The 26854-nt window shown below is 71.8% G+C and carries 22 protein-coding genes; 5 read left to right on the forward strand and 17 right to left on the reverse strand.

What is annotated here, in order from left to right; translation table 11 throughout:
* Positions 1-2: 2 nt before the first annotated feature.
* The 11 genes from ACFP1K_RS01565 to ACFP1K_RS01615 form a co-directional block, all read right to left on the reverse strand.
* A complete protein-coding gene (locus ACFP1K_RS01565; protein WP_380746277.1) occupies positions 3-1949 on the reverse strand; it encodes an FG-GAP repeat domain-containing protein in 1947 nt (648 codons plus the stop codon).
* Positions 1946-2923, reverse strand: a complete 978-nt coding sequence (locus tag ACFP1K_RS01570; protein ID WP_380746279.1) for a DUF1702 family protein — start codon at positions 2921-2923, stop codon at positions 1946-1948. Before ACFP1K_RS01570 ends, ACFP1K_RS01565 begins: the two co-directional genes overlap by 4 nt.
* 207 nt (positions 2924-3130) lie before the next feature.
* Positions 3131-4117: a DUF1702 family protein gene (locus ACFP1K_RS01575; RefSeq protein WP_380746281.1), complete on the reverse strand. Its 987-nt coding sequence runs from the start codon at positions 4115-4117 to the stop codon at positions 3131-3133.
* A gap of 1516 nt (positions 4118-5633) precedes the next feature.
* Positions 5634-5840: an acyl-CoA carboxylase subunit epsilon gene (locus tag ACFP1K_RS01580; protein WP_380746283.1), complete on the reverse strand. Its 207-nt coding sequence runs from the start codon at positions 5838-5840 to the stop codon at positions 5634-5636.
* Positions 5841-5919: 79 nt separating this feature from the next.
* Entirely contained in the window at positions 5920-7173 is a 1254-nt protein-coding gene (locus tag ACFP1K_RS01585; protein WP_380746285.1) for an extracellular catalytic domain type 1 short-chain-length polyhydroxyalkanoate depolymerase, read from the reverse strand.
* Positions 7174-7335: 162 nt separating this feature from the next.
* On the reverse strand, positions 7336-8349 hold the full coding sequence (locus ACFP1K_RS01590) for a TolB family protein (protein ID WP_380746287.1): 1014 nt from the start codon (positions 8347-8349) through the stop codon (positions 7336-7338).
* A gap of 19 nt (positions 8350-8368) precedes the next feature.
* On the reverse strand, positions 8369-9790 hold the full coding sequence (locus tag ACFP1K_RS01595) for a CBM96 family carbohydrate-binding protein (protein ID WP_380746289.1): 1422 nt from the start codon (positions 9788-9790) through the stop codon (positions 8369-8371).
* A 33-nt stretch (positions 9791-9823) separates the two neighbouring features.
* A complete protein-coding gene (locus ACFP1K_RS01600; protein WP_380746291.1) occupies positions 9824-11008 on the reverse strand; it encodes a serine/threonine-protein kinase in 1185 nt (394 codons plus the stop codon).
* The gene (locus ACFP1K_RS01605; protein WP_380746293.1) at positions 11005-12189 is read right to left on the reverse strand and encodes a hypothetical protein; all 1185 of its coding nucleotides are present in this window, start codon (positions 12187-12189) and stop codon (positions 11005-11007) included. Before ACFP1K_RS01605 ends, ACFP1K_RS01600 begins: the two co-directional genes overlap by 4 nt.
* Positions 12186-14465, reverse strand: coding sequence for a protein phosphatase 2C domain-containing protein (locus tag ACFP1K_RS01610; RefSeq protein ID WP_380746295.1), 2280 nt, complete (start codon positions 14463-14465; stop codon positions 12186-12188). Before ACFP1K_RS01610 ends, ACFP1K_RS01605 begins: the two co-directional genes overlap by 4 nt.
* An 11-nt stretch (positions 14466-14476) precedes the next feature.
* Entirely contained in the window at positions 14477-15253 is a 777-nt protein-coding gene (locus ACFP1K_RS01615) for a vWA domain-containing protein (RefSeq protein ID WP_380746297.1), read from the reverse strand.
* Between the two features lie 289 nt (positions 15254-15542).
* On the opposite strand from ACFP1K_RS01615, the gene ACFP1K_RS01620 reads away from it, so the two are divergent.
* Positions 15543-16604, forward strand: a complete 1062-nt coding sequence (locus ACFP1K_RS01620) for a GNAT family N-acetyltransferase (protein WP_380746299.1) — start codon at positions 15543-15545, stop codon at positions 16602-16604.
* Positions 16605-16607: 3 nt separating this feature from the next.
* Here the strand turns inward: ACFP1K_RS01620 and ACFP1K_RS01625 are convergent, their stop codons facing one another.
* Positions 16608-16964, reverse strand: coding sequence for an SRPBCC family protein (locus ACFP1K_RS01625; RefSeq protein WP_380746301.1), 357 nt, complete (start codon positions 16962-16964; stop codon positions 16608-16610).
* A 130-nt stretch (positions 16965-17094) separates the two neighbouring features.
* Complete coding sequence (locus ACFP1K_RS01630; protein WP_380746303.1) at positions 17095-19137, reverse strand: WD40 repeat domain-containing protein; 2043 nt, start codon at positions 19135-19137, stop codon at positions 17095-17097.
* 107 nt (positions 19138-19244) lie between these two features.
* On the opposite strand from ACFP1K_RS01630, the gene ACFP1K_RS01635 reads away from it, so the two are divergent.
* A complete protein-coding gene (locus ACFP1K_RS01635) occupies positions 19245-19709 on the forward strand; it encodes a GNAT family N-acetyltransferase (protein ID WP_380746305.1) in 465 nt (154 codons plus the stop codon).
* A gap of 28 nt (positions 19710-19737) precedes the next feature.
* Here the strand turns inward: ACFP1K_RS01635 and ACFP1K_RS01640 are convergent, their stop codons facing one another.
* From ACFP1K_RS01640 to ACFP1K_RS01650, 3 genes are all read right to left on the reverse strand, one after another.
* Positions 19738-21165: an RICIN domain-containing protein gene (locus ACFP1K_RS01640; RefSeq protein ID WP_380746307.1), complete on the reverse strand. Its 1428-nt coding sequence runs from the start codon at positions 21163-21165 to the stop codon at positions 19738-19740.
* Positions 21166-21424: 259 nt separating this feature from the next.
* A complete protein-coding gene (locus ACFP1K_RS01645) occupies positions 21425-22414 on the reverse strand; it encodes a S66 peptidase family protein (protein ID WP_380746309.1) in 990 nt (329 codons plus the stop codon).
* Between the two features lie 53 nt (positions 22415-22467).
* The gene (locus ACFP1K_RS01650; RefSeq protein WP_380746311.1) at positions 22468-23367 is read right to left on the reverse strand and encodes a hypothetical protein; all 900 of its coding nucleotides are present in this window, start codon (positions 23365-23367) and stop codon (positions 22468-22470) included.
* Between the two features lie 161 nt (positions 23368-23528).
* Here ACFP1K_RS01650 and ACFP1K_RS01655 point away from each other — a divergent pair, with 161 nt between their 5' ends.
* Together ACFP1K_RS01655 and ACFP1K_RS01660 are read left to right on the forward strand one after the other, a co-directional pair.
* Entirely contained in the window at positions 23529-24317 is a 789-nt protein-coding gene (locus ACFP1K_RS01655; RefSeq protein WP_380746313.1) for a hypothetical protein, read from the forward strand.
* A 53-nt stretch (positions 24318-24370) separates the two neighbouring features.
* Positions 24371-25021 (forward strand): DsbA family oxidoreductase, encoded by a 651-nt coding sequence (locus tag ACFP1K_RS01660; RefSeq protein ID WP_380746315.1) that lies wholly within the window; start codon positions 24371-24373, stop codon positions 25019-25021.
* A 49-nt stretch (positions 25022-25070) separates the two neighbouring features.
* Here the strand turns inward: ACFP1K_RS01660 and ACFP1K_RS01665 are convergent, their stop codons facing one another.
* Positions 25071-25961, reverse strand: coding sequence for a pirin family protein (locus tag ACFP1K_RS01665; RefSeq protein WP_380746316.1), 891 nt, complete (start codon positions 25959-25961; stop codon positions 25071-25073).
* A 204-nt stretch (positions 25962-26165) separates the two neighbouring features.
* Here ACFP1K_RS01665 and ACFP1K_RS01670 point away from each other — a divergent pair, with 204 nt between their 5' ends.
* Positions 26166-26789, forward strand: a complete 624-nt coding sequence (locus ACFP1K_RS01670) for a hypothetical protein (protein WP_380746318.1) — start codon at positions 26166-26168, stop codon at positions 26787-26789.
* Positions 26790-26854 lie beyond the last annotated feature (65 nt).

Here is a 26854-nt window from a genome sequence, read left to right on the forward strand (position 1 = left end):
GATCACTTCTCCTTGGCCTGCTGGCCGAGCTCGAGCGAATGCCAGCCCGGGGTGAGCTGGAGAACCTGTGCGTGGACCTTGCCGGTGGCGTCGCGCCAGCAGATCTCGGCCTTCACCGCGCCGGTGACGTTGCCGCCGAGGCCGATGTGCACGTCGCTGCTGCGCCGGCCGGAGTGGCCGCTGCTGCCGTCGACGCGGCCGATGTGGACGCGCCCGTCCGGGGTCGTCACCTTGACCTGCGCGCCGGTGGCCGGCGTGCCCGCGCCCTTGGCGGCGGCGTTGGCCTTGGTCAGCTTCAGGCCGAGGAAGGAACCCGCGCCTGGGCTGGTGTTCTGGTAGAAGACCGGGGCGTCCCACTGACGGGCCACCGCCATGTCGATGCGGCCGTCGCCGTCGGCGTCACCGGTGGCGATGCCGCGGGTCGGCACCGGCACGGCGAGGCCGAGGCTCGGCGCCAGGTCGACGTACCGGCCCGAGGGGCCCTTGGCGAACAGGTGCAGGGTCTGGCTGCCGCCGATGTCGTCGCCCTCGCGGACGTTGGGCCACCAGAACGGGTTCTGCAGCATCTGGTCGTTGGCCGTGGCCAGCTCCTGGAGCTGCGGCCACCGGTCGGTCTGGCCCTTGACGAAGCCGGTCGCCTGCGCGATGGCCGGGGTGCCGCTGTTGTTGAAGTCCTCGATCTTGACATCCCAGCCCCAGCCGGACCACGCGGTGCCCGCGGGAGCGCTCTTGTCCTCCCACGGCGCCTCGCCGGCGCGCAGCCGGGCGCGCAACTCGGGGAGGGTCTTCACCGAGGACTCGAACTGGAGGTTGCTCTCCTGGATGCCGAACGAGGTGGTGATGTTGCTGACGAACATGTCGTAGACGCCGTCGCCGTTGAGGTCGCCGAAGTCCAGGCCCATGCCCTTGAAGGAGTCGTGGCCGACCGACTTGGACTTGGGGATCAGCGGGGTGCGCACGCCGTACACCGGGGAGAACTTGATGGTCCCGGGGGTGGAGCGGTTGTAGAACATGCGGTCCGGGCCGAAGTCGTTGGCCAGGTACAGCTCGGGCAGCAGGTCGCCGTCGAGGTCGTTGGACGCCGCGCCGAGCTCCCAGCCCTTGGAGGCGTACCTCGGCAGGACGTGGTCGAGCTTCTGGTAGGTCACCGAGCCCGAGGTCGCGCCGGTCCAGCGGAAGAAGTAGTCCTCGCCGCCGTTGCTGGCGTCCGACATCGAGTGGTTCATGTGCACGCCGCCGGCGACGTTCGGGTCCAGCACGGGGCCGTCCTCGAAGTAGTTGCCGATGAAGATGTCGTCGTGGCCGTCGCCGTCGAAGTCGGCGACCGTGGCGGCGTTGGTGTTCCACTGCGCGCCGATGTACGTGGCGCCGGAGGAGTTGGCGCCGGGCACCAGCTCACGCGCCTGGAACGCGGAGGCGTCCAGCTTGGTCGCCAGCGGGTTCGCCAGGTAGAGGATCGGCGTGCGGCCCCACAGGTAGACCAGCACGTCGCGGTGGCCGTCCTCGTTGAAGTCGCCGGGGACGCAGCCCATCGGCGCCATGACCGAGTTCATCGGCAGCGCGCCCGGGTTCAGCGCGAACGGCGCGTAACGGCTCGAGCCCGCGCCCGGGGTCGGGGTGATCACGACCTGGTCGATCCTGGTGTCGACGAGACACAGGTCGTTGGAGAGACCGTCGCCGTCCAGGTCGTTCATCGCGATGGCCGCGCCGACCGAGGAGATCCACGCGTCGATGTGCGTGTAGTCCTTGTTGACCTCGCGAACCGTCTTCTGCGTGTATCCGCTGGGCAGCGCGATGGACATGGGCGAGAACGCGTACTTGCTCGCGACGCCCGCCGTCTGCGCGGCCGAGTACGTGGGCAGGCGGGCGATCAGGAAGACGCTCGTGATCAATACGAGAGCGACGATTCCCGGCAATTGCCTGCGCAGCCAGCCAACTGTCGCGGTCACTGGCTCACACCTCCAAGAGAGACGAATTGGTCGGCGATGCGCCGGCGCCACACCTCGTAGGCAGGCACATCACCCTGGATCGGCTGGTCGGGACGGTTGTCGAGACTGATCCGGGACGCCTGCTCCGGCGTCGTGCCGCAGAACACGCGGGTGGCGACGTGCGTGTGAGGCACCACGAGCCCGGCGCGCAGCCGGGCCTCGGCCGCGAACACCGAGCCCTGGAACAGCTGGGAGCGGTACGGCCCGGCGTGCTCGAGCAGCCGGTGCAGTTCCTCCTCCTCGGCGCCGCACGCGTAGCTGGCGGCCAGCCCCGCACCGGCGTACAGATCGGCGCGCCGGGGCTCGGGGAACTTCTCGATCATCGAGGCGACCAGGTCGGGGTCGGTGCCGCCGACGAACCACATGGCCCGCCCGATCCCCTGGTCCAGGGCCCGGTTCGCGTACCACGCGGGTCCCTCGGCGGGCCAGGGGAAACGGGACTCCTGGTACTGCCCGTGCACGTACTGGTCGGTGCGGAAGTACGCCTGGTGGAAGCCGTAGCCGTCCAGGGCGAGCCACTTCAGCAACGGGTCGGGGGCGTACATCCTGGACCACAGGAAACGGGGCAGGCGGGCCATCGCCCAGCCCACCCCGACGTACACCATGTAGATGTGGTCGTCGCCCCGCCCGGCGAGGAAGTCCGCGACCTTGCGCCCGCCGAAGGGCATCGCGTCGAGGATGCCGAAGCCCATGCCCGCGCCCTCGTAGGCGAACCCGCGGAACTGCAGGGGGACCTGCTCCAGCCGCTCCTCCGCCTCCACGGGCGTCCGGGCCTCCACGGCGTACGCGAAACCTGTGAGAAAGCTCTCGCCGACGGTCTCCAGCAATTCTCGGGACGCGTCGTTCTTCACGTGGAAACCGCGGGTCGCGAGCTTCGTCTCCGAGACGTTTGGGGTCAGTAAACGGCGTCTCAATGAACGCAGAACGCTGGTCAAGTACCTCTCCTCCCCCGGGGGTTCGCCCCTTGCCTATGGGGTGATTTCTTTATATAGATTTACTCGTGAACCCCGTTCTGGGGCCACTTTGAACGTGCGCACTAGATAAATGAACGAGCGTTTCCAGGCATGCGGAAATCAACTCGTGTCCCCAATTGATTTCAGCCGCGCGAAATCATCGGGCCGCCCGCGGGCGGCCGCGCGGGATCAGGAGACGGCGGCGGTGGCGAAATGGCCGCGGATGTTCCCGCGCCACAGCTCGTACGCCGGCACCCGGCCGGCGTCCCGCGGCGCCACCGCGGTCGCGTCGGCGAGCGCCACCGCGTCGGCGACGGTCAGGCCGGTCAGGACGGCGGTCGCGGCCTCGGTGTGCCGGGGCACGTAGCCCGCGTAGTCACGGGCCTTGGCGGCGAACACCGACCCCTGGGCGAGCTCGGCCCGGTACTCACCGGCCTCCTCGCGCAGCACCTGCAGCCCGTCCGGCGTGGAGCCGCCCGCGAACGTCGCGGCCAGTCCCGCGCCGCTCCACAGGTCGGCGTGCCGGTCACTCGCGAAGCGCCGCACCGCCGCGGCGACGGCCGGGGCGTTCCCGCCGTGGATGAACCACAGCGCCCGCCCGACACCCTGGTCGGCCGCACGGGCGAAGTAGTCCGGCGAGCCCTCCCACGGGTACGGCGCGTGGACCCGCTGCTCGTCCACGTAGCGCCGGGTGTCGAAGTAGGCGCGGTCGAACCCGAACCCGTCCACGGCCAGCCAGGTCATCACCGGGTAGTAGTCCGACCCCGTCAGGTCCGGCATGACCTTCTTCCACAGCGGCCGGGGCAGGCGGGCCATCGCGAAACCGACGCCGATATAGGTGAGGAAGATGTGCGGACGCCCCGGCCCGAGCAACAGGTCCTTGGTACGGTGCCCGCGGCCACCCCCCATGGCGTCCACGACCGTGAACGCCATCGTGGCGCCCTCGTAGGCGAACCCGCGGTGCTCCGGAGCCACCAGCTCCAGCCGCCGCTCGACCTCCCACTGGCTGCGCGCGTCGATCCCCCATTCGAACCCGCAGATGACCGCCTGCGGAATCGCCTCAAGCCCCCGCGTGGCATCCGAGGGAGTGACCGGAAAACCCCGCACCTCAAAAGTCACATCGGCCAAAGACGGAGTGAGCAACAGCCTGCGCAAAGATCCGATCAGGGTCGGCATAATAGGGCCTCCTCAGCATCACGGCGGCCCGAAGTCCGGCCCGACGGCACCAGCTGGACCATTTCATGGTCATATGCCGAATCGTTAACCCACATCTCCCGTATTGCGGTGCTATGCCGGATTACCCACCCCCGCCACGAACACCCACCGCATCCCACGCCACCGACACCCACCGCATCCCACGCCACGGACACCCATCCACGTCCCACGCCACGGACACCCATCCACGTCCCACAACACGGACACCCACCCACGTCCCACAACACGGACACCCACCCACGTCCCACAACACGGACACCCACCCACGTCCCACAACACGGACACCCACCCACGTCCCACGACGCGCGACACCCACCCGCGTCCGTTCCGAGGGGTCCGTCCTCCCCGGCGCCGCGACGGCGGGTCGTTGTACGGCGAACCCGGCGCCGTCATACGGCGGGCAACCCGCAGTGTGCGCGGCGTCGGTGAAATGGTCCTCGCGAAGGACGCGCTTCGCGCGGAAGGCGCAAGGGCTGTTCTCATGCGGGGGACACCCCCGCACCCCCGGAGCCTGCCGGGCTCACCCTGCTCCATCACGACACGCTCCGGCCCGTACCCCGCCCCGGCTCCACGGCTCCCCCACCGCGCCGGAGAAGCGACCGAGGGATGGCACGGGAACACGTCTGGGCCGGGGAACAGGGGTGCGCCGGGGAACGACGAGCCCGGCAGGGCCGGGGTGCGGGGTGTCCCCGCATGAACAGTCCTTGCGCCCTTCGGCGCGAAGCGCGCCCTCCGCGAGGACCATTCCCCGGCGCCGCACACACCGCGAGGTTCCCGCCGCAAAGCGGCGCCCGTATCGGCGTAAATGGATCCGGCCGTGTGGGAGCCGGAGAAGCGACCCATGGGCGGCGCGGAACACCGGAACGCGGGGAGACTTCTCGACCGGGACGCGGCGACACATTTAGGTCGGGACGCGGGAACACCTCTGGGCTGGGACGCGGAACACGTCGCGATCGGAGCGCGGGAACACGTCGCGACCGGGACGCGGGGGTGCGGCGAGAACGACGAGCCCGGCAGGCCCGGGGGTGCGGGGGTGTCCCCCGCATAAGAACAGCCCTTGCGCCCTTCCGAGCGAAGCGCGTCCTTCGCGAGGACCATTTCCCCGGCGCCGCACCCACCGCGGGTTTCCCGCCGTAAGGCGGCGCCGGTACCGCCGTACATGGATCCGACCGTGTCGGCGCCGGAAAAGTGGCCCATGAACGGTGCGGGAACACGTCTCGACCAGGGCACGGGAACACGCCACGACCGGAACGCGGGAACACATCACGATCGGAACGCGGGAACACGTCACGACCAGGGCACGGGAACACGCCACGACCGAGACGCGGGAACACATCACGACCGAAGCGCGGGAACACGTCACGACCAGGGCACGGGAACACGCCACGACCGAGACGCGGGAACACATCACGACCGGAACGGCGGAAACACATCACGACCGAAGCATGGGAACACGTCTGGGCCGGGTGGCTTGGGGTCAGCTCGTCCAGCCGCTGGAGCGCCAGGTGCCGGGGGAAGGTAGGGGGCGGCGGGTGGAGTGGGTGGGGTCCGACCAGGTGGAGGTGGGGGGGTGCGGGTCGGGGTCGGGTGGGGTGTCGAGCATGGTGAGGACGGCTACCAGGGCGGCCAGTTCCTCGGGGGTGGGGTTGCCGTGTACGACTTTTACGAACGGAGCCTGGCTCATGGTGCGCCTCCCGCGTCCCGGCCACTTCTCACGAGCGTCACTTGTGGCGGGGACGCGGGACAACTTCAGGTGTGCGGGATCAGCACTGGCCGTCGGCCAGGACCCAGTGGTCGGGGGCGGTTCGCTTCAGGGTGTGGGTGGTGAAGGTGTTCCAGAGGCCCATGGCGTCGCCGGAGCCCAGGGCGTAGGTGTAGCCGCCGGACTGGTAGGCGCGGCCGGCGGTGGTGTGGGCGTAGTTGCTCGACGTGGCGCAGACCGGGGGGACGGTCGGGGAGACGGTGGGAGTGGGAGTGGGGGTCGTGGTGGGCGGAGGGGTGCCGCCGTCCAGGCCAAAGAAGCGGGCGTCGTGGTAGGCGGAGCAGATGGTGTCCAGGAAGTAGGCGGCCGTGCTGCCGCACTGGTCGGCGGCGCTCCCGGGGTCCACCGGCAGGCCGTGGCCCATGCCGCTGATCTCGTAGAGGCGCACGTCGTCGTTGCCGTACTTCCGCAGGGTCGTCCCGCCGGTCAGCGTCTGGGTCGAGGTGGCCGTCTGGGACACGCCGCGCACGTTGGTCCACTGGTCGCGTAGCTGAGTGGCGTTGACCGGGGTGACGGTGTAGTCGGCCGAGCCCTGCCACAGGGCGACCCTGGGGTACGGGCCCGAATAGCCGGGATACGCGCCGCGCACCAGGTCGCCCCACTGCTGCGGGGTCTTGTTCGTCGCGCCGTACTGGCACGAGGACGCCTGGGTGAGGCTTGTCGCGCACCGGTACGCCAGCCCGGCGCCGACGGAACCCGCCGCGAACACGTCGGGGTAGGTGGCGAGCATCACCGCGGACATCGCGCCGCCCGCCGACAGGCCGCTCACGTACACCCGTGCCGGGTCGGTGCCGAAGTTCGCGACGGCGTGGGCCACCATCGACCGCACCGAGGCCGCCTCCCCCTGCCCGCGCGCGGTGTCGCCCGTCTGGAACCAGTTGAAGCAGCTGGAGGAGTTGTTGGCGCTACTGGTCTGCGCCAGCACCAGGGCGAAGTTCCACTGGTCGGCGTACTTGCGCCAGCCGGAGTTGGTGAAGTACCCGGTGGCGTTCTGGGTGCAGCCGTGCAGCAGCACGACCAGTGGCCGCCCCGAGCCGAGCCCGTCCGGCCGGTAGGCGTACATCGTGAGGTTCCCCGGGTTGGTCCCGAACGAGGCCACCTGGGTCAGCGACGCCGCCCGCGCGGCGCCGCCCGGCAGGATCGCGACCAGCGACGCCAGCAGCAGCGCGACGGCGAGCGGCAGATGGAGGGCACGCGGGGGCCGGAGGTGGAGGGCACTCGGGGGGCGGAGGGGACGAGGACGAAGGACAGCCATGGCATGCTCCTTTTGTGACCTGGCTCACCATCCCGTTCCGATCACCGTAGGTCGCCGTTAACACCCCCGACATATTCCCGGCCCACACTCTTCCTCCGCCCCCCATGGCCCGTCCCCCCACGCCCCCGGCCCCACCTCCCGCGCGGCGTCGACCGACGGTTCTCACCCAGGCGGGCCGGCCTCGGCGTCGAGGGCCGGGGAATTCGCCTGCGGGACCAGCACGCGGGGCCGGCCGGTGCCGTCGGCGGGGACGGTCCACACGTCGTTGACGCCGTCGCTGCGCTGCAGGCCGTAGGCGAGGGTGCGGTCGTCCAGCCATATCGCCTGGTCGTCGACGCTGCGGGCCTCGGCGGACGCGACCACCTCGCGCGTCGCGAGGTCGAGCACCGACAGCCGCCAGCCCCGCGCCGGGTCACCCCCGGCCGCGGCCTTGAACGCGACCCGGGTGCCGTCCGGGGACAGCGAGGGGCACTCCACCCCGTCCGCGACGGTGCGCAGCGTCCGCGCCGAGAAGTCGCCCTCGACCAGGTAACGCCGCCCGCCGGTGGACAGGGTGGCGTAGAAGCGATTGTCGTCCCGGGTGAAGGTGACCCCCCACACGTTGACGTCCGCCGACCGGTACGGCCGCCCGCCGAGGGTGACCGCGAACTCCTCCAGCGACCTCACCGTCTCCCCCGTGCGCGTGTCCAGGATCCCGGCGCTGGTGGAGAACCCGCCGGCCGCGTAGGAGTGGCCGCCGACGAACAGGGTCCAGGCGACCATCCGGCCGCTGTCCGACACGCGCAGCCGGTTGGGGAACCCGGTCAGCGGCACCGACCGCCGCCCCCGCGGGCCCCGGCTCAGCACGTCCAGCCGGGTACGGCGCAGCGCGTCCACCGGCAGCAGGCACGCCACGGTGCCGTGCGCGGCGTGCGCCCGGTCGCACCGCCGCCCGCTGATCACGCGCGGCCCCGCCGGGTCGCGCGCCGCCACGCTGGAGAGCACCCCGTTGCTGAGCACCCACACCCGGCCGTCCCCGGTCCAGGACGGCCCGGCCCCGGCGTCGCCCGCCGCCGCGACCGGCCCCGGCCCCCGGGATCCGGCCCGCAGGACGTAACCGGTGGCCGCCGCGGCGAGCAGCACGGCCGCGCACACGACGATCGCCACCCGTGCGCGGAGGCTCGGCCCGTTCGTCACGCCGCCCCCCGTCCGGCTCTCAGTGACAGGACGTCGTCCCGTCGTCGGTGAACGTCTTGCCCGCCTGCGGGACGAACTCCCAGGTGTAGGAGCCGGGGTGCAGGGTGAGTTTCAGCACGCCGAAGGTGTCGCTGTCGCGCACCTCGCTGTTGGGCTGGATGGTGCCGAAGCCGTAGAACGTGGCCCCGCCCGTGCCGACCACGAAGTGCCGGATGCCGCGCGCCTCGTCCAGCCCGCCTCTGGGGTTCATCGGGGCGAACCGCTCGTACTGGTGGTTGTGGCCGGTGACGACCACCTCGGCGTCGTTGTCGTAAAGCGCCCGCACCAACGGCCCGACCGATCGGTCCGGCGCGTGGTTGGCGCCGGAGGTGAACCGGGGGTGGTGCCAGTACGCGATGGTGCACGGCTTGGCGGAGGCCGCGAGGTCCGAGCGCAGCCACTGCTCCTGGGGCGAGCCCGCGTCGCAGCCGCCCACCTCCGAGCAGTTGGAGTTCAGCGCCACCACGTGCCAGTCGCCGAGGTCGTACGAGTAGTAGCCCTTGCCGGGTTCGCCCGCGGCCGGGCCGAAGTATCCGAAGTAGCCCGCGGCGCCGGTGGTCCGGTACTCGTGGTTGCCGGGCACCGGCCGGGTGCGCGCCTTGTGACGGCCCCACGTGGGGGCGTAGAAGTCGGCGAAGTCGTCCGCCGAGCCGTCCGGGTAGGCGTCGTCGCCGGTGGTGAACACCGTGCCGGGGATGTCGTCCAGCAGCTTCGCGGTGGCGCCGTCGCCGCTGCCCGAGGTCGCGATGTCACCCGCGCCGACCAGCACCGGGTCGTCCGTGGACGGCGTGGGGGCGGGCGTGCCGGAGGGGCCGCCGGTCGTGACCACCAGCTGCGGCGCGGTGGCCCCGCTCTCCCGGGAGTCGTAGTCCACGCCGTTCCCGCTCGCCGAGGTCACGCCGAAGCCGAAGGCGCCGTCGCCCCGCACGTAGGAGGTGACGTCGATCTCGTACCACTCGCCGCGCCTCACCGCGCCGATCGAGCCGAGCGCGGCGCCGTCGAGGGCCGGCTGGTTCCTCCAGGTCACCCCGGTCTCGGACCACGTGTGGTCGCTCGTCGACCGGAACGTCCCGCCGTCGTCGCTCCCGGACCCGGGCACGTCGCCGGTGTGCACCCGCAGCCTGGCCGAGCTCACCGTGCCGGTCAGCCCCGAGACACCGAACCGCAGGAACATGCGCTTGACCGGCGAGCCGTCCGCGCCGAGAAGCGGGCTGGTCCCGTAGTTGGTGGCGGGGGTGCGCTTGTCCACGTAGGTGTCGGCGACAGGGGTGAAGGTGACCGTCGCCGGGCCGGGCGAGGCGTCACCGCGCCCCTCGCCGCGCCCCGAGACCAGCACGGCGACGGCGACGACGGCAGCGGCGACGATGACCGCCGCCGCGACGGCGACGCCGCCCTTGGACATCTCCGAAGCCCTCCCACGTCAGGTTCCCATGGGTCAGCAGGTCTCCAGATCGAGCTTGCAGGTGACCCTGTACTCCCCGACGTACGCGCTGATCGTGCCGCGCGCGCCGGGCTCGGCCAGTGTAAAGGTGTCCCGGTGCCGCCGGCCTCCTTCCACGCGGATGTCGGCGTCCGGTATCCGCACCCGGACCATCCATGCGCCGCGGTACCGCAGGTACAGCAGCTCCCCGGAGAGGCGGGCGACCTCGATCGTGCAGCCGTGGCCGCCGACAGTGTACGGCCGCGTACCGTCCAGGACGTGCACCGCCCGGCCGACGGTGACGCGCAGCGGCGGCACACCGGCCGCACCCACGTCTCCGCCCGTGCCACCCTTGCCGGCCGCGGGAGGCGCCGCCGCCGGGACGGCGCCGCGCGCCAGCATGGCCTGGAGCACCCACCACGCCGTGGGCCGTTCCGCCGGGCGCTTGGCCAGGCAGCGCAGCACGATGGACCGCAGCGGGCCGGCGAGCGCACCGAGGTCGGGCTGGTCGTGGATGATGCGGTGGATGACGGCCGCCACGTTCCCGCCCTCGCCGTACGGCGGGCGGCCGGTCGCGGCGAACACCACGGTCGCCGCCCAGGCGAAGACGTCCGCCGCCGGACCCGCCGGTTCCCCGCCGAACTGCTCCGGCGCCATGTAGGCGAACGTTCCCATCACGACGCTGGACTGCAACGCGGTGGCCTCCGCCGCCTGGGCGATGCCGAAGTCGACCACGCGCGCGCCGTCCGGGCCGAGCAGGACGTTGGCGGGCTTGAGGTCGCGATGCACCACCCCGGCCTCGTGGATGGCCACCATGGCGGTGGCCATCTGCGTCGCCAGGCGGCGCAGCGGCGTGCCGGCGATCGGCCCCCGGCCTTCGACCGCCTGCTGCAACGACGGGCCGTCGATGTACTCGATGACCATGTACGGCAGGTCGCCGTCCAGGTCGGCCTCGTACACCACGGCCGTGTGCTCGGCGGGGACGGCCCTGGCCGCACGCAGCCCCCGGGCGAAGCGCCGCCGCGCGGCGCCGTCGTCGGCCCCGCCGACGTGCAGCGCCTTGACCGCCACCTCTCGCCCCCCGGGTGCCTTGCCGAGGTACACGCATCCCTGGCCGCCGCATCCGATCCTGCCCAGCAGGCGGTACGGCCCGATGCGCGTGGGATCACCGGCGCGCAGCGGCTCGACTGGCATGTTCATCGCCCTCCAAAGATCAAAAGGAGGGACACGATCAGGAGAAAGGCTATGACCCCGGCGGCCACCAACGCGGCGCGCACCGGACGTACAGGCCGCACCGGGCGCACCGGCCGCGGCCGAAGCGGCACCGGGGTGGTGACGCGTGCCGGTACGGCCACCGTGGCGGGCGACGGAGCCGGCGCGGGAGTGAGGGCGGGCACCTCGGCCGCGGACACGCCCGGCGGCCAGATCTCGCGGGTGGTGCGATCGGTGCTGACGAACATGCGGTCGCCGATCACGAGGCCGGGCCAGGCGGCCGTCTCCGCGCGCAGCCATTCGTCCAGCCCGGGGGACTCCACGCCGCGCGCGCACCGGACGAGCCGCCGGGCCAGTTCGGCGCCCATCACGCGGCACAGGATCTCCGGGTCGGGCTCCCAGCACTCGGCCTTCTCCTGGACGCAGCGGATCACCATCCACGCGAACTTGTAGTGGTCGGAGTCCCTGCCGAACGGGTCGTCCCGCCGTTCCCCGGGCAGCTTGAACTGCTCGGGGTCGGCCTGCCGCATGACGCCGCGCCCGCCGAGGGGGACGCAGGAGTCGCAGTCGAGCAGGAACACCTGGTGCTTCGGGTCGACGGTGAAGACGGCGTTGCCGAGATGCAGGTCGCCGACCGCGTATCCGCGTTCGTGCAGCCAGTTCACCGTGCCGAACAGCTCGCCGAGCACGGCCAGTTTGCGCGGCGGCTCGTAGTATCCCCGGTCGAGCCCGAGCCGCCGGGCCCGCTCCGCTCCCCGGTGCGGCCCCCGGGTCAGCTCGGCCAGCCGCCGGGGCACCTCGCTGATCTCCCCGCCCTCCCGGACGCGCCGCTCGAACATGGCGAGCGGCGCGAGGTTGATCAGGATGCCCTCGACCTCGCCGGGTGCGCCGACCGCGAATATCGGCCAGGCGCACCGGCGGTCGAGCTCGGCACGTTCCTCGGGCGGCAGCCCGCGCCGCCACAGGACCATGTCCCGCAGCGCCGGCTCGTACAGATCCCGGCGGGTATCCCGGTTGTACGGCTTGAGGAGGTATCTCCCCCCTTCACCGCCGTGCACCAGCATCGGCCGGTCGCTCTGCCCGCCGGTGTGGAACCGCATCGTCTCCGCGCCGCCGACGAACCTCAGCTCCTCGGACGGGACGATCCAGCGGTCGTCGTCCCCCCTCACGGCACACCGCCGTCGTACATGCCGCCCCAGACCGCCAGGACCGTGCGGTCGTCGTTGTAGCCGGACGCCCGGTAATCGACGTCCCGCAGGAAGGCGAGCATCCCGGGTGGCCGCCGCCATCTGCCGGCGACGTCACGCGCGAACCCGTCGCGCCCGTCGGCCAGCCCGTCGTGAAAGCCGTCGCTGGTGAGGATCAACAGCTCCCCCGTCACCCAGTCGAACTCCTTGACCTGGAGCGTCTTCGAGCCGCCCGGCAGGGACGGTGTGACGTTCTCGTACATCGCGTCCTTGGCGGGCGTGCCCACCAGGACGTGCCAGTCGCCGCCGGACAGGCGCACGGCCGGCGAGTCGCCCACCGCGGCGCACACGGCCCGCCCCGGCCCGGCCGCGGGGACCACCGCGACGGTCAGGGTGGTGGCCGGCCTGCCGACCGGCCCCCGCCCGCGGGATCCGCCGGACGCCGCCTTCGGCAGGCCGGCCGTCCCCTCCCGTACGGCCGAGGCGATCCGGCCCATGACCGCGGGCCAGTCCCGCACCACGGCGCCGCCACCGGCCACCGCGACCGGGCTCTCGCCCCGGGGCGGCGGATCCCCGTCCCGGACCATCGTGCCGCCGCCGGGGCCCGTCGCGAGCTCGGCCTCCGCGGCGGTCAGGGCGTGGTCGATCTCGGCCAGGGCGGCGCGCACCGCGACGTTCGCGGCCGTGTCGGAGTTCGCCGCGCTGCCCAGCCCGTCCGCCACCGCCACGATCACCCAGTTGCCGTCCGTGCTCAGGCGCATGCCGTAGGCGTCCTGCCGGAAGTCGCCCCGGTGAGCGTGCGAGCGCCCGCGGACGGTGGCCGCCCGCACCGTCGTCTCGCCGAGCATCCCTCCGTCCACCGCGATGCCCGCCCGCGCGGAGGTCGTCTCATCCGGCAGCCTCACCCGTGCCGGATTGGGCGGTTTGCCGACGACCAGCGGCGCGGTGAGGTCCGCCTCGCCGTCCTGCCCGACGGTGGCCCGCGGCGTCTCCGGCGTGGGGGAAGCAACGATCGGAGGCGCGGGTGACGTGCCCCCGGGTGGCCCGGTGGACCGCCTGGCGATTTTGGCGGGCCGCCAGTCCCGTCCCGGTACGCCACCGGCCTCCTGCCGTGGTGGGGTGCCGTACCAGCCCGCCGGCACAGGGAACATGCTCGTCTCCTCGTCGCCGCGACCGTGCCGCCCTCGTGCCCCGGCGGTGGCCTTTCTCCGCGCGACGCCCGCCAGCACCATCAGTGCCACGCCGATCATCACGCCGAGCAGCACGAACAGGAACGCCGTGAATCCCAGTTGCCGCTCGCAGGTCCCCGTGCACGACCGCGAGGGCTCGACGGCCGGGAGCACGCCGTACTGACTGATCGACCGACCCGCGGCCTGCGGGAGGTCGGCGCCCGACGACACGGCAGCCCGGATCTCTTCCGGGCTGAGCCACTGGGCGATGTCCCGCACCACGCGCAACGCCGGCTCTCCGAGGTCCTTACTGCCCAGGGCGAGCAGTGTGCGTCCTGGAAGCACCTCGCCGGGGATCTCCGAGCGCCGGTACCCGTCTCCGAGTTTGACCGTGTCCGGGACGATCGCGACAGGGATCGTGCCCTTGCGCAGACCCTCGCTCATGCCCCCCACCGGCTGGAGACTGAGGTTCATCCACGGGTAGGCGCGCTCCAGCGCCCCCCGCAGCCCGGTCCCCAGGGTGTCCCGCACGACCACCGTGGTGTCGCCGCCCGGGTCCAGGGCCCTCACCGGTCCGCCTCGCACGGGAGGGCCGGGCCGGGTGGGGGCGGGACTTGGCTTGGCCGTCGACGGCTCCGCCAGGCGACGCTCGATGGTCTCGCGCTTCACCTTCCCGTCGCGGTAGACCAGCACGTCGCGCCCGGTGAGCCGCATGAATTCCATGGCGTTGTACGGCGCGGGCAGCGCACTGCGCACCTCGGCTTCCAGGTCCCCGGCAGTGACGCCCGTGTAGCCGCCGGGTTTCCGGTGTTCGAGCAGGTCGACGTCGAAGACCAGGCTCACCACCGGACCGGGCTGCCGCAGTGCCTCGGCCACGTCCCCGGCGGTCTTCGTCCGGGCCTCGTGGCCGGCGCGCCGCAGCGCGGCGGCGACCACCTCGGCGGCGAATCTCTCCGCGCGCTCCTGCGACGACACGACGGTGACCGTCTCGCGCACGGGATCCGGCGTGGACCCGCCGATGCCGGATCCGGCCGAGCAGCCGGACAGCCCGGCCACGACGGCCAGCACCAGGACACCGGCCGTGACCACCCGTGGGGTCCTCACAGCGACTCGCAGCGGACCTGCCGCATGCTGCCGGGCACGTAGATCGCGAAGTCGGGGCCGGTGACCGAGGCCGTGATGCTGATGCAGATCGACTCGACGATGTCGGCCACCAGCTTCGCCGCCTCGTGGCCGTCGACCGCCACGTAGGCGAGCTTGTGTCCCCTGAACTCGGTGGCGACCTGGCACAGGGTCTGTTCCATGACCTCGCCGAAGCCCATCGCCACCACATGGGCCGGGTACGGCGCGGACCGGTCGACCAGCCGGTCACGCGGCGGCAGCCAGACGTCCAGGGGTTGCGGCGCCTGACCGACGTACGGGTTGCCGTCGGTCACGAAGAAGACGACGGGGGTCTTGCGCCGGTGGTCGCGCTCCAGCCTGGCGCAGTCGGCGTCGATGAGCGGGCGGAGCGTCTCGAAGACATGGGCGTAGTTCGTCTGGCCGCCCTTGGGCAGCGCGGGCACCTCGTTCGCGTTGCAGGGCCGGGTCAGCGGCAGCACGAGCTCGGCCCGGTCGTGGAACGCGATGATGGAAACGTGCGCGGCCTCGCTCACCTCGGGATCGTCGGCCTCGAGCTCGAAAAGCATTTCTCGGACACATGGTGCAAGGTAGTCAAAAGGCGCAGGTTTGCCGTCCGGCCGCGGCGCCCACATGGACTGGGACACATCGCAGACGATGTAGAACGGAAATGCCCTCGGCCGCAACCCGTTGACGGGTTCGACGTACGCGGGGTAGGGGCTCGTTGCCTGATGACGGGGCTCGAAGTGCTGCGACACGGCACGACCTTTGCGTAATGAGGCGGCATGAGGAGAAGACCACTGGATGCCCCCGACGCATTACAGCGACCCCACAATGTGATGCGTAGCTTCGTCGTATGGTTTACCTATCAACCAGAATACGCGCGACAAATCCGAAAACGCCGCATCCACCCCCGGCCGTCCGGCACGCTCTTCTAGATCGACCAAATTAGTTATCTAGGACTTAGTAGCACTCACCCCATTTAGAGGGGAAATTTCCTACTATGTGACCCATGTAGGTTCTTCTCGCTGGAAGTTGGGGACTCGCATGAGCTTCGGGACGCACGCGCGCCAGGTCAGGGACCGCACATTGCTCCACTCCCACCGGTACGCGGCGCTGCGGCGGGCGGCCGGGGCGTACATGCCGCTCGGGTTCGCCGCGACCTGGGAGTACCTGACGGAGGCCGCCGGGCCGGTCGACCGCGACGAGGGGGCACTGCTGCGGGGGCTCGGGGTGCTGGAGCGTGGCAGGGCGGCGTGGCTGGGCGAGCTGGCGGCGTTCTCGGGGCGGCGGCGGGCGCAGAAGCGGCAGGGACACGGGCTGCGCGCCGACGAGGCCCGGCACCGCGGCGGACCCCGATGGCACGGGCCGGACGCGCACGAGGCGGTGTACCGCACCGTGCGGACGCGGTGGGCCGCGATGGTCGGCGGGACCACGCCGCCACCCGAGGAGGGGGACGCGGGGGTGGTGGCGGACATCGTCCGGGGCTACCTGCGGTCCGGCGGGCGGGTGCCCCCCGAGCGGTGGGCGGACCTGCGCCGCCGCGCCGCCCGGCTGCGGCGGGCCGACGGCGATCCGGGCGCGGGGAACCGTGGTCCGGACGCGCGGCGGTCCGGTGGTGACGCGTACGCCGGGCGGCTGGCGTACCTGGCGGATCTGGTGATCGGGGACGCCGTGCCGCTGGTGCGGCGGGGCTGGGTCGGGGACTCGGTGGAGGTGCGGTGGGTCTTCCTGGCGGCCACGGCCACGCTGCCGTACCTGCGGGTCAGCGAGCCGGACGTGGGGACGCCCGAGTGGATCGGCGGGTTCCTCGGCTGCGGGTACGCCCACCAGGTGTGGGTGGCGGAGCGGCACGGCCGGGTCGCCGGGTTCATCGCTTACGCGATCGACCAGGTCGGGCACCTGTACGTCGCCCCCGAGCACCAGGGCCAGGGGATCGGGGGCGATCTGCTGCGGCACGCCCAGCGGGCCCGCCCGGAGGGTCTGACCCTGCGCACGTACCTCGTGAACTCCCGTGCCCGCCGGCTGTACGAGCGTCACGGCTTCGCCGTCTCCGGGTACGAGGACGACCCGGGCGAGCCCGACGTGGTCTACGACTGGATGCCGTGAGGGTCACTGCCCGAACGAGTACCGCAGCCTGGCGTTGATCAGGTAGTTGAGGCGGTGACGCAGGTGCCCGAGCAGCGCGTCACCGGGCGCCTCGTCGGGGGACAGCAGGGTCCAGCGCAGGGCGCAGCCGTCCCCGGCGTCCCTGAGATCGAACCGGATCACGTCCCTCGGCCTGGCCGGCCACAGCGACGACCACACCACCAGCGTGGGGCACACCGCCTCGATGATCCGCGGCTCGATCTCCCCTTCCCGCAGTTCCAGCCACGACCGTACCCCCGGCCGCCTGGGCTCGGTCAGGCACTCCCACACCACTCGCGGCGGCGGAGCCTGCTTGCGCTCCCGCGCCCCCAGCTCGATCACGATGCACCACGTTCCCGCGTTCCGGCAGGCAGGGACAGCTCACGCCCGGCGCGGGTCAGGCACGCCCTTAAAGGCCCTGACACAAGTGCACACCGCGGACGGCGCCGCCGTCCACCCGCGGCGGAGTGCGTCACCCCGGCACGCTCAGGTCCCACATGCGGACCCGCTCGTCCCGTCCCCCGGCGACGAGGACGGTGTGGCCGAGCGCGGGGCCGAGCGCGACACGGGGAAGGCGGTTCCCGGCCGGCAGCGGGTCCCCGATCTGTTTCCCGTCCAGCAGGTTCCACACCCGGATGTCGCCGCCGACGGCGGCGGTCACCGCGACGGGCAGGTCGCCGAGCCTGCCGAAGAGGATCCCGACGACGGTGCCGGTGTGCCCGCGCAGGGGGCGGGTGAGCCGTTTCCCGGTCCGCAGGTCCCAGACGTACACGGTCCGGCCGCGGGCCGTGATCGCCGCGGTGGTGCAGCGCATCCGGCCCACCGCGGCCACACCCTCACTGGCGCTCACACCGCTCACCGTGCCGAGCAGGCGGCCGGCGCGCACGTCCCAGATCTCGGCCCGCCGCCTGAGGTTGACGACGACGACCGGCCTGCCGTCCAGCTCGGCCGGGGTCAGCAGCCCGGCGGGCACCCGATCGCCGACCGGCACGTCCACGCCGATCCGCTCGCCGGTGGCGGGGTCCCACAGCCGGGCCCGCCCGGCGGCGACGTCGAGCAGCACCAGGCGGTCGCCCAGCATGGCGGTCCGCGAGCCGCCGTCCCCCGCGGCGATCTGCCGGACGGTGGTGCCGGTGGCCAGGTCCTGGACGCTCACGACGCGCGCCCCGGCGGTCCCCACGGCCGGCCTGCCGCCCACGCGACCGGTCGTGACGGTCCACACGGGGCCGTCCCGGGCGGGCGGCGGGTCGCCGATCCGGCGCCGGGTGACGGGGTCCCAGAGGATGACCCGGCCGTCCCACCCGCCGGTGACCACCACGGGCCTGCCCGCCCGCTCGGTGACCGCGACACCGGAGATCTCGTCGGTGTGCCCCGGCGGGACGGTGGCCGCGAGCTGTGTGGCCGTGGCGACGTCCCAGAGCCGGACGGTGTTGTCGCCGCCGCCGGTCAGCGCCACCGACCGGCCGTCCACCTCGCCCACGGCCAGGGAGACGGCGGTGACGGCCTCGCGGAAGAACCCCACGTCCTCACCGCCCTGCGCGCCCGGCGCCGGGGGGTTGCCCGGCATCAGCGCGATCTGCTTTCGCGTGAGGGGATCCCAGACCGAGACGGAGCCGAGCGGCGGGGGGTCGGCGAGGTCGTAGTAGTCCGTGCCGCGATTCACCGTCAGCAGGACCGTCCTACCGCCGGCGCGCGCCTGGCGCACGATGGCGAAATCCCCGTCGATCCGGCCGGCCTCCCTGCCGCTCTCCAGGTCCCAGAAGCGCAGCGGATCCGGCCCCGGCTCGTTCTCGTCCCCGCCGTCGGCGTTGACCACGGCCGTGAGCCGCCCATTGAGGGTGATCAGTTCCAGCGCGTTGACCCCGTTGTCCTCCCCGAGGGGCACCGGCGGCCTGACGTCCCGCCCCGACGCCGCGTCCACCACCCGCAGCTCGTCCCCCGCGACCACCCGCACGTCCCGCCCGTCCAGCCGCGCGTCCCGCGCGTTCTCCGGCTCGGCCCAGGCCTCCATCCCACCCGCCATCGCGAACACCCCGCCGTCCCCCGCCCCGTTCCCCGCCCCGTTTCCCGCGCCGTCCCCGTCCGCCGCACCGTCGCCCGGCCCGCCTCCGGCAGGCGTACGGTCGTCCGGCCCGCCGGTCACCGCCAGCCGCACCCCCGGGGCCACCGACCCGGAGGCGATGCGCCGGACCGGCCCACCGGCCTCCACGGGCTCCCCGACCGGTGTCAGGCCCGGCAGCGCCCACGTCCGCAGCGTCCCCTCCTGCCCGGCGCTGACGGCGACCGGCCGCCCGCCGAGCCGCCCGAACGCCACGGCCCTGACGTTCGTGTGCCCGTCCTCCCCGAGGACCACCGGCCCGCCGAACGCCCGGGGAACCGGTGTCGCAGGCCGTTCCGCGCAGACCGCCGACTCCGCCGGCCACACCGGCGGTCCCACCGACCCGCGCAGCACGCCGCCCGCCGCCACCAGGCACACCGTGACCAGCGCCGCCCTGCGTACCCCGCCGACCCGCACCGAGATCCCATCCGTCCGTGAACAGCCGCGAACAGGCGCCATCCTCGCGCACCGCGCCCCGCGTCCGCTGCCCCGGATTTGTCGGTCCCGCCCGGCAGACTCTCCCCATGAGCCACGAGGTGCAGCTGAGAGACGTCAGGGAATCAGACCTGGAGGTGTTCTACGAGCAGGAACAGGACCCCGAGGCGTCCCGCCGCGCCAGGTTCCCCTCGCGCGAACGCACCCGTTTCATGACTCACTGGACCACGCGCATCCTCGCCAACCCCACCGGTCACGTCCAGGCCATCACCGTCGACGACCTCCCCGCCGGCCACCTGGTCGCCTGGTGGGAGGAGGACAAGCGCTACATCGGCTACTGGCTCGACCGCCGCTACTGGGCGCAGGGCATCGGCACCCGGGCCCTCGCCCTGTTCCTCGCCAAGGAGAGGACCCGGCCCCTGTACGCCGACCCGGCGAGCACCAACACCGCCTCGGTGCGCCTCCTGCTCAAGAGCGGCTTCCGGCCCGTGGGCCCCGTGCACCACGACGGCGAGGAACATCTCCTCCTCGTCCTCGGCGCCGAGCAGGGGTGACCCGCCCGGCGCACGCGACGTGCCGCGGTCAGAGCGCGGTGCGGCGGAATTGCTGGTTGGTGGCGTTGGTGCAGGGATACTGCTTGAACTGGATGTTGTCGGCGGTGCCGCTGCCGGGAAGGTCCAGGCACTTGCCCGAGTGGCGGGCGGCGAAGGTGACGTAGCCGTCGCTCGTCGTCTGCACGCGCCACTGCTGGTTGGTGCCGGTGCCGCAGGTGTACTGAATCACCCCGGCGCCGTCGGCGGTGCCGGCGCTGGTCACGTCCAGGCACTTGCCCGAGTGCCTCGCCACGATCTGCACGTAGCCGCCGCCGGCGTCGCGGATGTTCCACTGCTGGTTGGTGCCACCGTTGCAGGTCCACTGGATGATCACGCCGTTGTCGGCGGTGGAGCCGTCGCGGACGTCCACGCACTTGCCGGAGTGCCGGACGTTCAGGCGCTCGAACGACAGGCCGGTCGCGGAGAGCGAGCCGGTTTCCGTGTCGACGGTCACCGAGGTGGCGTTGGCCATGCTCATCGTCGTGGCGGACGGGAACTGCAGCGGCAGCCAGACGTACCGCGAGTCGTTGACGGGACCGCCCCAGGCGCCGGCCCAGCGGTCGCCGAGGTAGAGGTACGACGTGGTGGCGCTGCCCTGGATCGTGAGGACGTACGCGGTCTGCGAGCTGTACGCCGTCCCGTCGCCGATGTTCTGCAGTGCGCTCCAGGTGCCCTCGACGCTGGACGCGGTGGCGTACTTCTGCTGGTTGGGGGCCCAGCCGGTCGCGCCCGAGGTGAGCAGGAAGTACACCGAGCCGCGTTTGAACATCGCGGGCGCCTCGCGGTACGAGCCCCGCCACAGCGTGTGCACCAGCGCGGCGATGTCGGTGTAGTTCGCGGTGAGCCGGTAGACGTGCAGGTCGGCGTTCTCGTTCGCCGCGGAGATCATGTACGCGGTGCCGTTGCTGTCCACGAACGTCGTGATGTCGCGGGACATGTGGTTGAGCGGCCGGAAGCTGCGCAGGTAGGTGTAGTCGCCGTCCACCGTCGAGGAGACCGCCACCGCCGCCCTGGCCTCGCCGTAGTCCCGGCCGTTCTCCTTGTGCATCCACATCACGTACTGGCCCGTGCTCGCGTTGTAGATCACCTTGGGCCGTTCGATGTTGGCCGTCCGCAGCTCGGAGTGGCTGTTCTGGGTGAGCACGTTCCTGCGGAACTCCCAGGTACGCAGGTCGGTGGAGCGGTAGACCGACACGTAGCGGAACGTCGAGTCGGCGTTGCGGTTCTCGCCGAACCAGTAGTAGTAGGAGCCGACCTTGAGCATGCCCCCGCCGTGGGCGTGCAGCGCGGCGCCCGTCGTGTCGGTGAACGTGACTCCCACGGGGACGGTGACCGCGGCCGCGCCGGCCGGGCCCACGGGCGTCAGGCCGAGCGCCAGGACGATCGCGCCGAATACCAGGAGAATGCGCCGGGCCATCGGCTCGCTCCTTCACGTACGCTGGACCGCTGTTCCCGCGGCTCGGGGCGTCGCGTCCGGTGCGGCGTCGCTGGGCGGCCCGTGCGCTCGCGGTTCGCGGCGGACGCTAGATCGGCTCCCGGCGGACCGTCAAGGAAAGATCACGCCGGGGCCCGGCGGCCCGCACTTCCCGGTCCGGCGCGCGGTGAGCCCTGCCTGGGGATACGGGCCGCCCGGCGGGGCCGTTCTCTCACGCGCGATTTTGAACCTTTCGCGGTGTTCAGTGCCGCAGCAGCACCAGGCTCGATCGGGCGCCGTCGACAGTGAGCGCGGCCTCGCCGCCGATCGGGAACGTCGCCTGCGGGGAGGTGTGGCCGACGTCGACGTTGGCGAGCACCGGCAGCCCGGCCAGCGTCGGCTGGTTCTCGGCGATCTGGGTCAGCAGGGCGCGGGTCATGCCGCTGGCCCGCTGGAACCGCCCGATCGCCAGCCCCCGGACCCCCGCGGCGTCCGGCAGCTGGAGCAGCGAGGTCAGGTCCCTGGCGAAGGTCGCCGGGTGCGACTCGAAGTCGTCCTCGAGGATCAGCAGCGCCCCGTCCAGGGACGGCATGTACGGCGTGCCCTGCAACAGGTTGAGAGTGCAGAGGTTGCCGCCGACGATCCGCCCCTCGGCGGCGCCCGGCCGGATCGGCCACCATCCCTCACCCGGGATCGGGTCGCGTTTGTCCTGGTCCAGGAACCACAGGTCGTCGGTCCAGGTCTCCGCCGGGGTCAGCTCCACCGGATCGGTGCCGGTCAGGACCGCGGTGAACCAGTGCAGGATCTGGTCGAAGTGGTCGCGCATCCCGAACGTCGACCAGTGCGGCCCCGAGTAGGTGACCAGGCCGGTCCGGGCGAGGACGGCGTTCTGCAGCGCCGTGATGTCGGAGTAGCCGCAGAGGATCTTGGGGTTGGCGCGGATCAGGTCCCAGTCCAGGTGCGGCAGCAGCTCGTTGCAGTTGTAGCCGCCGATCACCGTCAGGATCGCCGACACCGACGGGTCCGCGAACGCGTCGTGCAGGTCGGCCACCCGGGAGGCCACGCTGGAGGAGTCGAAGGCGTCCCGCTCGTCGACGTGGCGGCCGTAGGTCAGCGTCAGGCCGAGCTCGGCGAACCTGCGATCGATGATCGCGCTGTGGTCGTGCTCCATGATCATCGCCCGGGAGCCGGCCGGGGCCACCACCCGGACGATGTCACCTGATCTCAGCTTGGGTGGGTAGATCGTGTCCATCGGCCGAGCGTAACGGGCCCGGCCGGGCCATGACCTCCCGTTTTCCCGCGCGGCTACTCCTCCTCGGCGAGGGAGCCGCAGGCGTAGCCCTCCGGCTGCTCGGGGTCGAGCTCCAGCGCGCCGAGTCCGGTGGCCTCGATCGGCCGGCGGATGGTCTCGCCCTTGTCGCAGTCGTACAGGACGTAGGTGCCCTCGCTCTCACCGAGCAGCATCATCCGGCGTCCGTCGTAGAGAGGCTTGCCGTCCTCGGGGTTGTTGAGGACGGTCCACTGGTTCTGGAAGCCCACCGCGTCCAGCAGCAGGTTCGACCGCCCGGTCTGGTGGGCGTCCACCGCCGAGGTCAGCAGCTGGATGATGAGCAGGAAGCCCAGCCCGAGACCGGTCAAAGCGCCCACCAGCAGCTTCATCCCGGCCCGGCCGACCGGCTTGCGGCGCAGCAGCCGGAACGGGATCAGGAAGGTCAGCACGCCCAGCCCGACGGCGATGATCACCATGACGACGAGGTCGAGCTCGGCGAAGACGCTGACGAATCCCCAGTACGTGGCGCCGGACCACAACGCCGCCACCAGCGCGGCCACCCACGGGCGCCGGCGCACGGCCCGCGCCACCCACGCGACCGCACCGGCGGTGATCTTGTTGAGCAGCCACAGCAGCCCGACGATGAGGCCGAGGGCCGGGATGCCGACCATGAGCAGGAGCACCAGGGCGCCTGACAACCGTCCGAACAGGACGGCCTGGTCGATGCCCGCCTGCTGCGGGCTGACGCCGAAGACGCCGTAGATCTCTTCCACGCCTATGTAGAGGACGGCGTACAGCGCGACGCCGACCGGCAGCACGACCGAGCCGATGCGTTCGAGCAGCTCTACGACGCTGCCGCTTTCCTTTTCGGGCTCGGCCTCGGTTTCGGGTGCCGTATTAATAGAGTTTTGTTCTACCGAATATTGCTGAATCACGGCGCATGAGCTTAATGCCCATCCGCGGCTATGGTTGTGTTTGCGACGGATTCGGGATGGTTTGGGGGCCATAACGATCTGACTCACCTGGTAACCCCCGGGCCGGGCGCACGCGTCCTCCGGTTCGTCCCGTCCCCTTCCCTCCCGCCGGAGTGCTCGCCATGGCGTACCAGCAGGGCCCACCGTCCCCGTACTACGGGCCGCCTCCTGGCTACGGCTACCCGCCTCCTGGGTACGGCCACCCGCCACCGGGGTACGACCCCCCGCCGCCCCCTCCCCCACCTCCGCCGCACGGCCGGAGCCCGCTGTTCTGGCTGTTCGCGGCCGGCCTGCCACTGGTCGTACTGGCCAGCTGCACCGCGGCCCTGATCACCGTCGGCACCCCCCTGCTCGACCCGGCCCCCCGCCAACCGGCCCCGGCACCGCTGCCCACCATCGCCGAACAGCCCGCGTCCCCCATCCAGCCGTTCACCCCCGCACCGGCGGCCACCACCCAGCCGCCCGGCGGCGCGGTCACCCAGCCTTCCGGCGGCCCGGTCACCCAGCCGTCGAACGGCCCGGTCACGCAACCTCCCGGCGGTCCCGTCACCCAGCCGTCGGACGGCCCGGTCACCCAGCCGCCCGGTGGTCCCGTCACCCAGCCGACGCGGCGCACGCAGGCCGGTGGCGGCACCGTGCTGGCCACCGAGGCGGGCACGGGCGCGAAGAACACCCGGCAGTTCACCGTGGACGCGACATGGGAGATTCGTTACACCTACGACTGCGCGGAGTTCCCCGGCGGCCACGGCAACATCATCGTCTCCCTCATGGGGCGCGACGGTCCCGTGGACATCCCGGTCACCGCCGCCGGCCCGAACGGCCGGGACACCGCGCCGCAGTACCGGGCCGGTACCTTCCACCTGAGCGTCGTCTCGCCCTGCGAGTGGACGCTGGAGGTCGCCGACATCTGACCCGGACACGAGCGGGGGGGCGAGAGCTGCTGGTTGTGAGCGAGGAGAGGTCGATGCGGGTAGAAGTGTGGTCCGACATCATGTGCCCGTGGTGCTACATCGGCAAGCGGCGGCTTGAGCAGGCGCTGGCCGGGTTCGAGCACGCCGCCGGGGTGGTGGTCGAGTGGCGCAGCTTCCAGCTCGACCCCGGCCAGCCCAAGGGCGTGCGGGAGCCGGTGTACGAGAGCCTCGCCAAGAAGACCGGCCGCTCCCCCGCGCAGGTCCGTGAGATGACCGACCACGTGAAGGGGCTCGCGGCGCGGGAGGGCCTGGAGTACGACTTCGACCGGGCGTTCGTGGCCAACAGCTTCGACGCGCACCGGCTCACCCACCTGGCCAAGACCCTCGGCCTCGGCGCCGAGACGCACGAGCGCTTCATGCGCGCCAACCTGGTCGAGGGCGAGATCCTCGACGACCACGACACCCTGGTGCGCCTGGCCGCCGAGGTGGGCGTCCCCGCCGGCGAGGCCCGCCGCGTCCTGGCCGGCGACGACCACGCCGAGGACGTCGCCGCCGACATCGCCCAGGCCCACGCCTTCGGCGCCACCGGCGTCCCGTTCTTCGTCCTGGACCGCACCTACGGCGTCTCCGGCGCCCAGCCCGTCTCCACCTTCACGTCCGCCCTGCGCACGGCCCACGAGCACGCGGCCAGAGCGGGCCGCTGACGCTCACGGCCCGCCACCCCGTCCTCCAGGTGGCGGGCCGCCGTCCCGTCTAGCGGTACTTGAGGCGCGCGAAGCGCGGGACGTCGCCGAACTTGCCGCCGTGGAAGTCCTCGAACGCCTTGGTGATCTCCACCCTGCTGTTCATCACGAACGGCCCGCCCATGGCGATCGGCTCCCTGATGGGCTGCCCGCTGTAGACCATCAGCTTGGTGACCCGCTCCCGGTCCCGCGCATCGATCCGCAGGACGCTGTCCCCGCCGTCCCGGGACACCGGGTCCGACCAGGCGATCTCCCCCGCCACGGCACGCCGGCCCGCGATCGCGGCCTCCCCCTGCAGCACGTACGCGAACGCCCGGTGCGCCGCCGGGATCACATGCTCCAGGGACGTCCCGGGCTCAAGCGTCACGATCACCGCCGTGATCGGCCAGTGGTTGAGCGCGGGCCCCTGCACCCCCGCCGCGGCCCCCGAGACCACGTCCACCCGGACCCCCGGCGTCGTCGTGACCACCGGCCGCGCCTTGCCGAGCAGGTCCTGGTACCGCGTGTCGACCATCTTCGACCGCGCGGGCAGGTTCAGCCACAGCTGCAACGTGTGCGCGTGCTCGTTCCGGTACGCCAGCTCGCGGTGGATGATCCCCCGGCCGGCCGTCATCCACTGCACGTCGCCGCTCTCCAGCGCCCCCACGTGCCCCGCGTTGTCGCCGTGCTCCAGCACGCCGTCCACCACTGTGGTCACGGTCTCCATGCCCCGGTGCGGGTGCCACTCGAACCCGGGCGAGGAGAACCAGTCCTCCGCCAGCACCAGGAAGGGGTCCGTCCGGGCGGGGTTGTTCGGCGCGATGATGATCGCCTTGTCGTCCACCTGGGCGTCAGGCCCAAGCGCGGTCTTCGCTTCGACACGATCGACGGTGCGGGTGACGCTCGTCGCCTGAGTGGTCACGGCTGATCCTTCGCTGAGGGACACGGACCGGATGCGATCCGCCGTACTCGTACCGTCCCGAGGTAGTCGGTCCGGCTTTCGCACAAACCGGCCGGACATTCCGGGTATTCCAGCTGTCACTTCCTGGCCGGATGCGGACAGAACCGGCAACCCGTCACCCCGTTGGAACGTCCCACACCATGAAGATCAGACCCACACGAGGTGATGGTGGATTCAGACCAGTGGGCGCACCGCCTGCTCATCGTTCAGGACGACATCGATCACGACGACCCCCCGCACGAGATCATCCGCGGGCTCACCGACTTCTTCACCACCGCCGGACGGCTCGTCGAGAATTACTCGACCCAGCAGATAAACGACGGCCTGTGGTTTCTGAGCAGCCCCCGCTGCGATCTCCTCTACACCCTCTACGACGAGCAGGTCGACGTGGCCCTGCGGCTCGGGTGCGTCGAAGCGATCCGCGCGATGTACGAGAACCTTTTCGCCCCGCACTGCCGGCGGATCATGAGCAACGGGGTGGAGACACCACCGGAGGAGCCACTCAACAGCATCTGCTACATGTGGTGGGACAACTTCCCGAGCTGGGGAAGGCCGGAGGAGCCCTACCACCGCCGCATCGACTCCGCCCTGCTCGCCGTCATGCGCGACAACCTGGCCGGCAAGAACATCGCCTGCGTCGAAAGCGGCCTCCACGGCCTCGGCCACTGGCACCACAACTACCCCGACCAGGTAGAGACCACCATCGACGACTTCCTCCGCACCCACCGCCGCCTCACCCCCCCACTCCGCGAATACGCCCTCGCCGCCCGCGGCGGCCACGTCCTGTGAGCTCGCTCACAACACGATCCGGTAGTGGACCTCCGGCTCGGCGAACCCGTCGTTCTTGACCCGGA

The sequence above is a fragment of the Sphaerisporangium aureirubrum genome, assembly GCF_042658925.1.
Classification (GTDB): Bacteria; Actinomycetota; Actinomycetes; order Streptosporangiales; family Streptosporangiaceae; genus Sphaerisporangium; species Sphaerisporangium aureirubrum.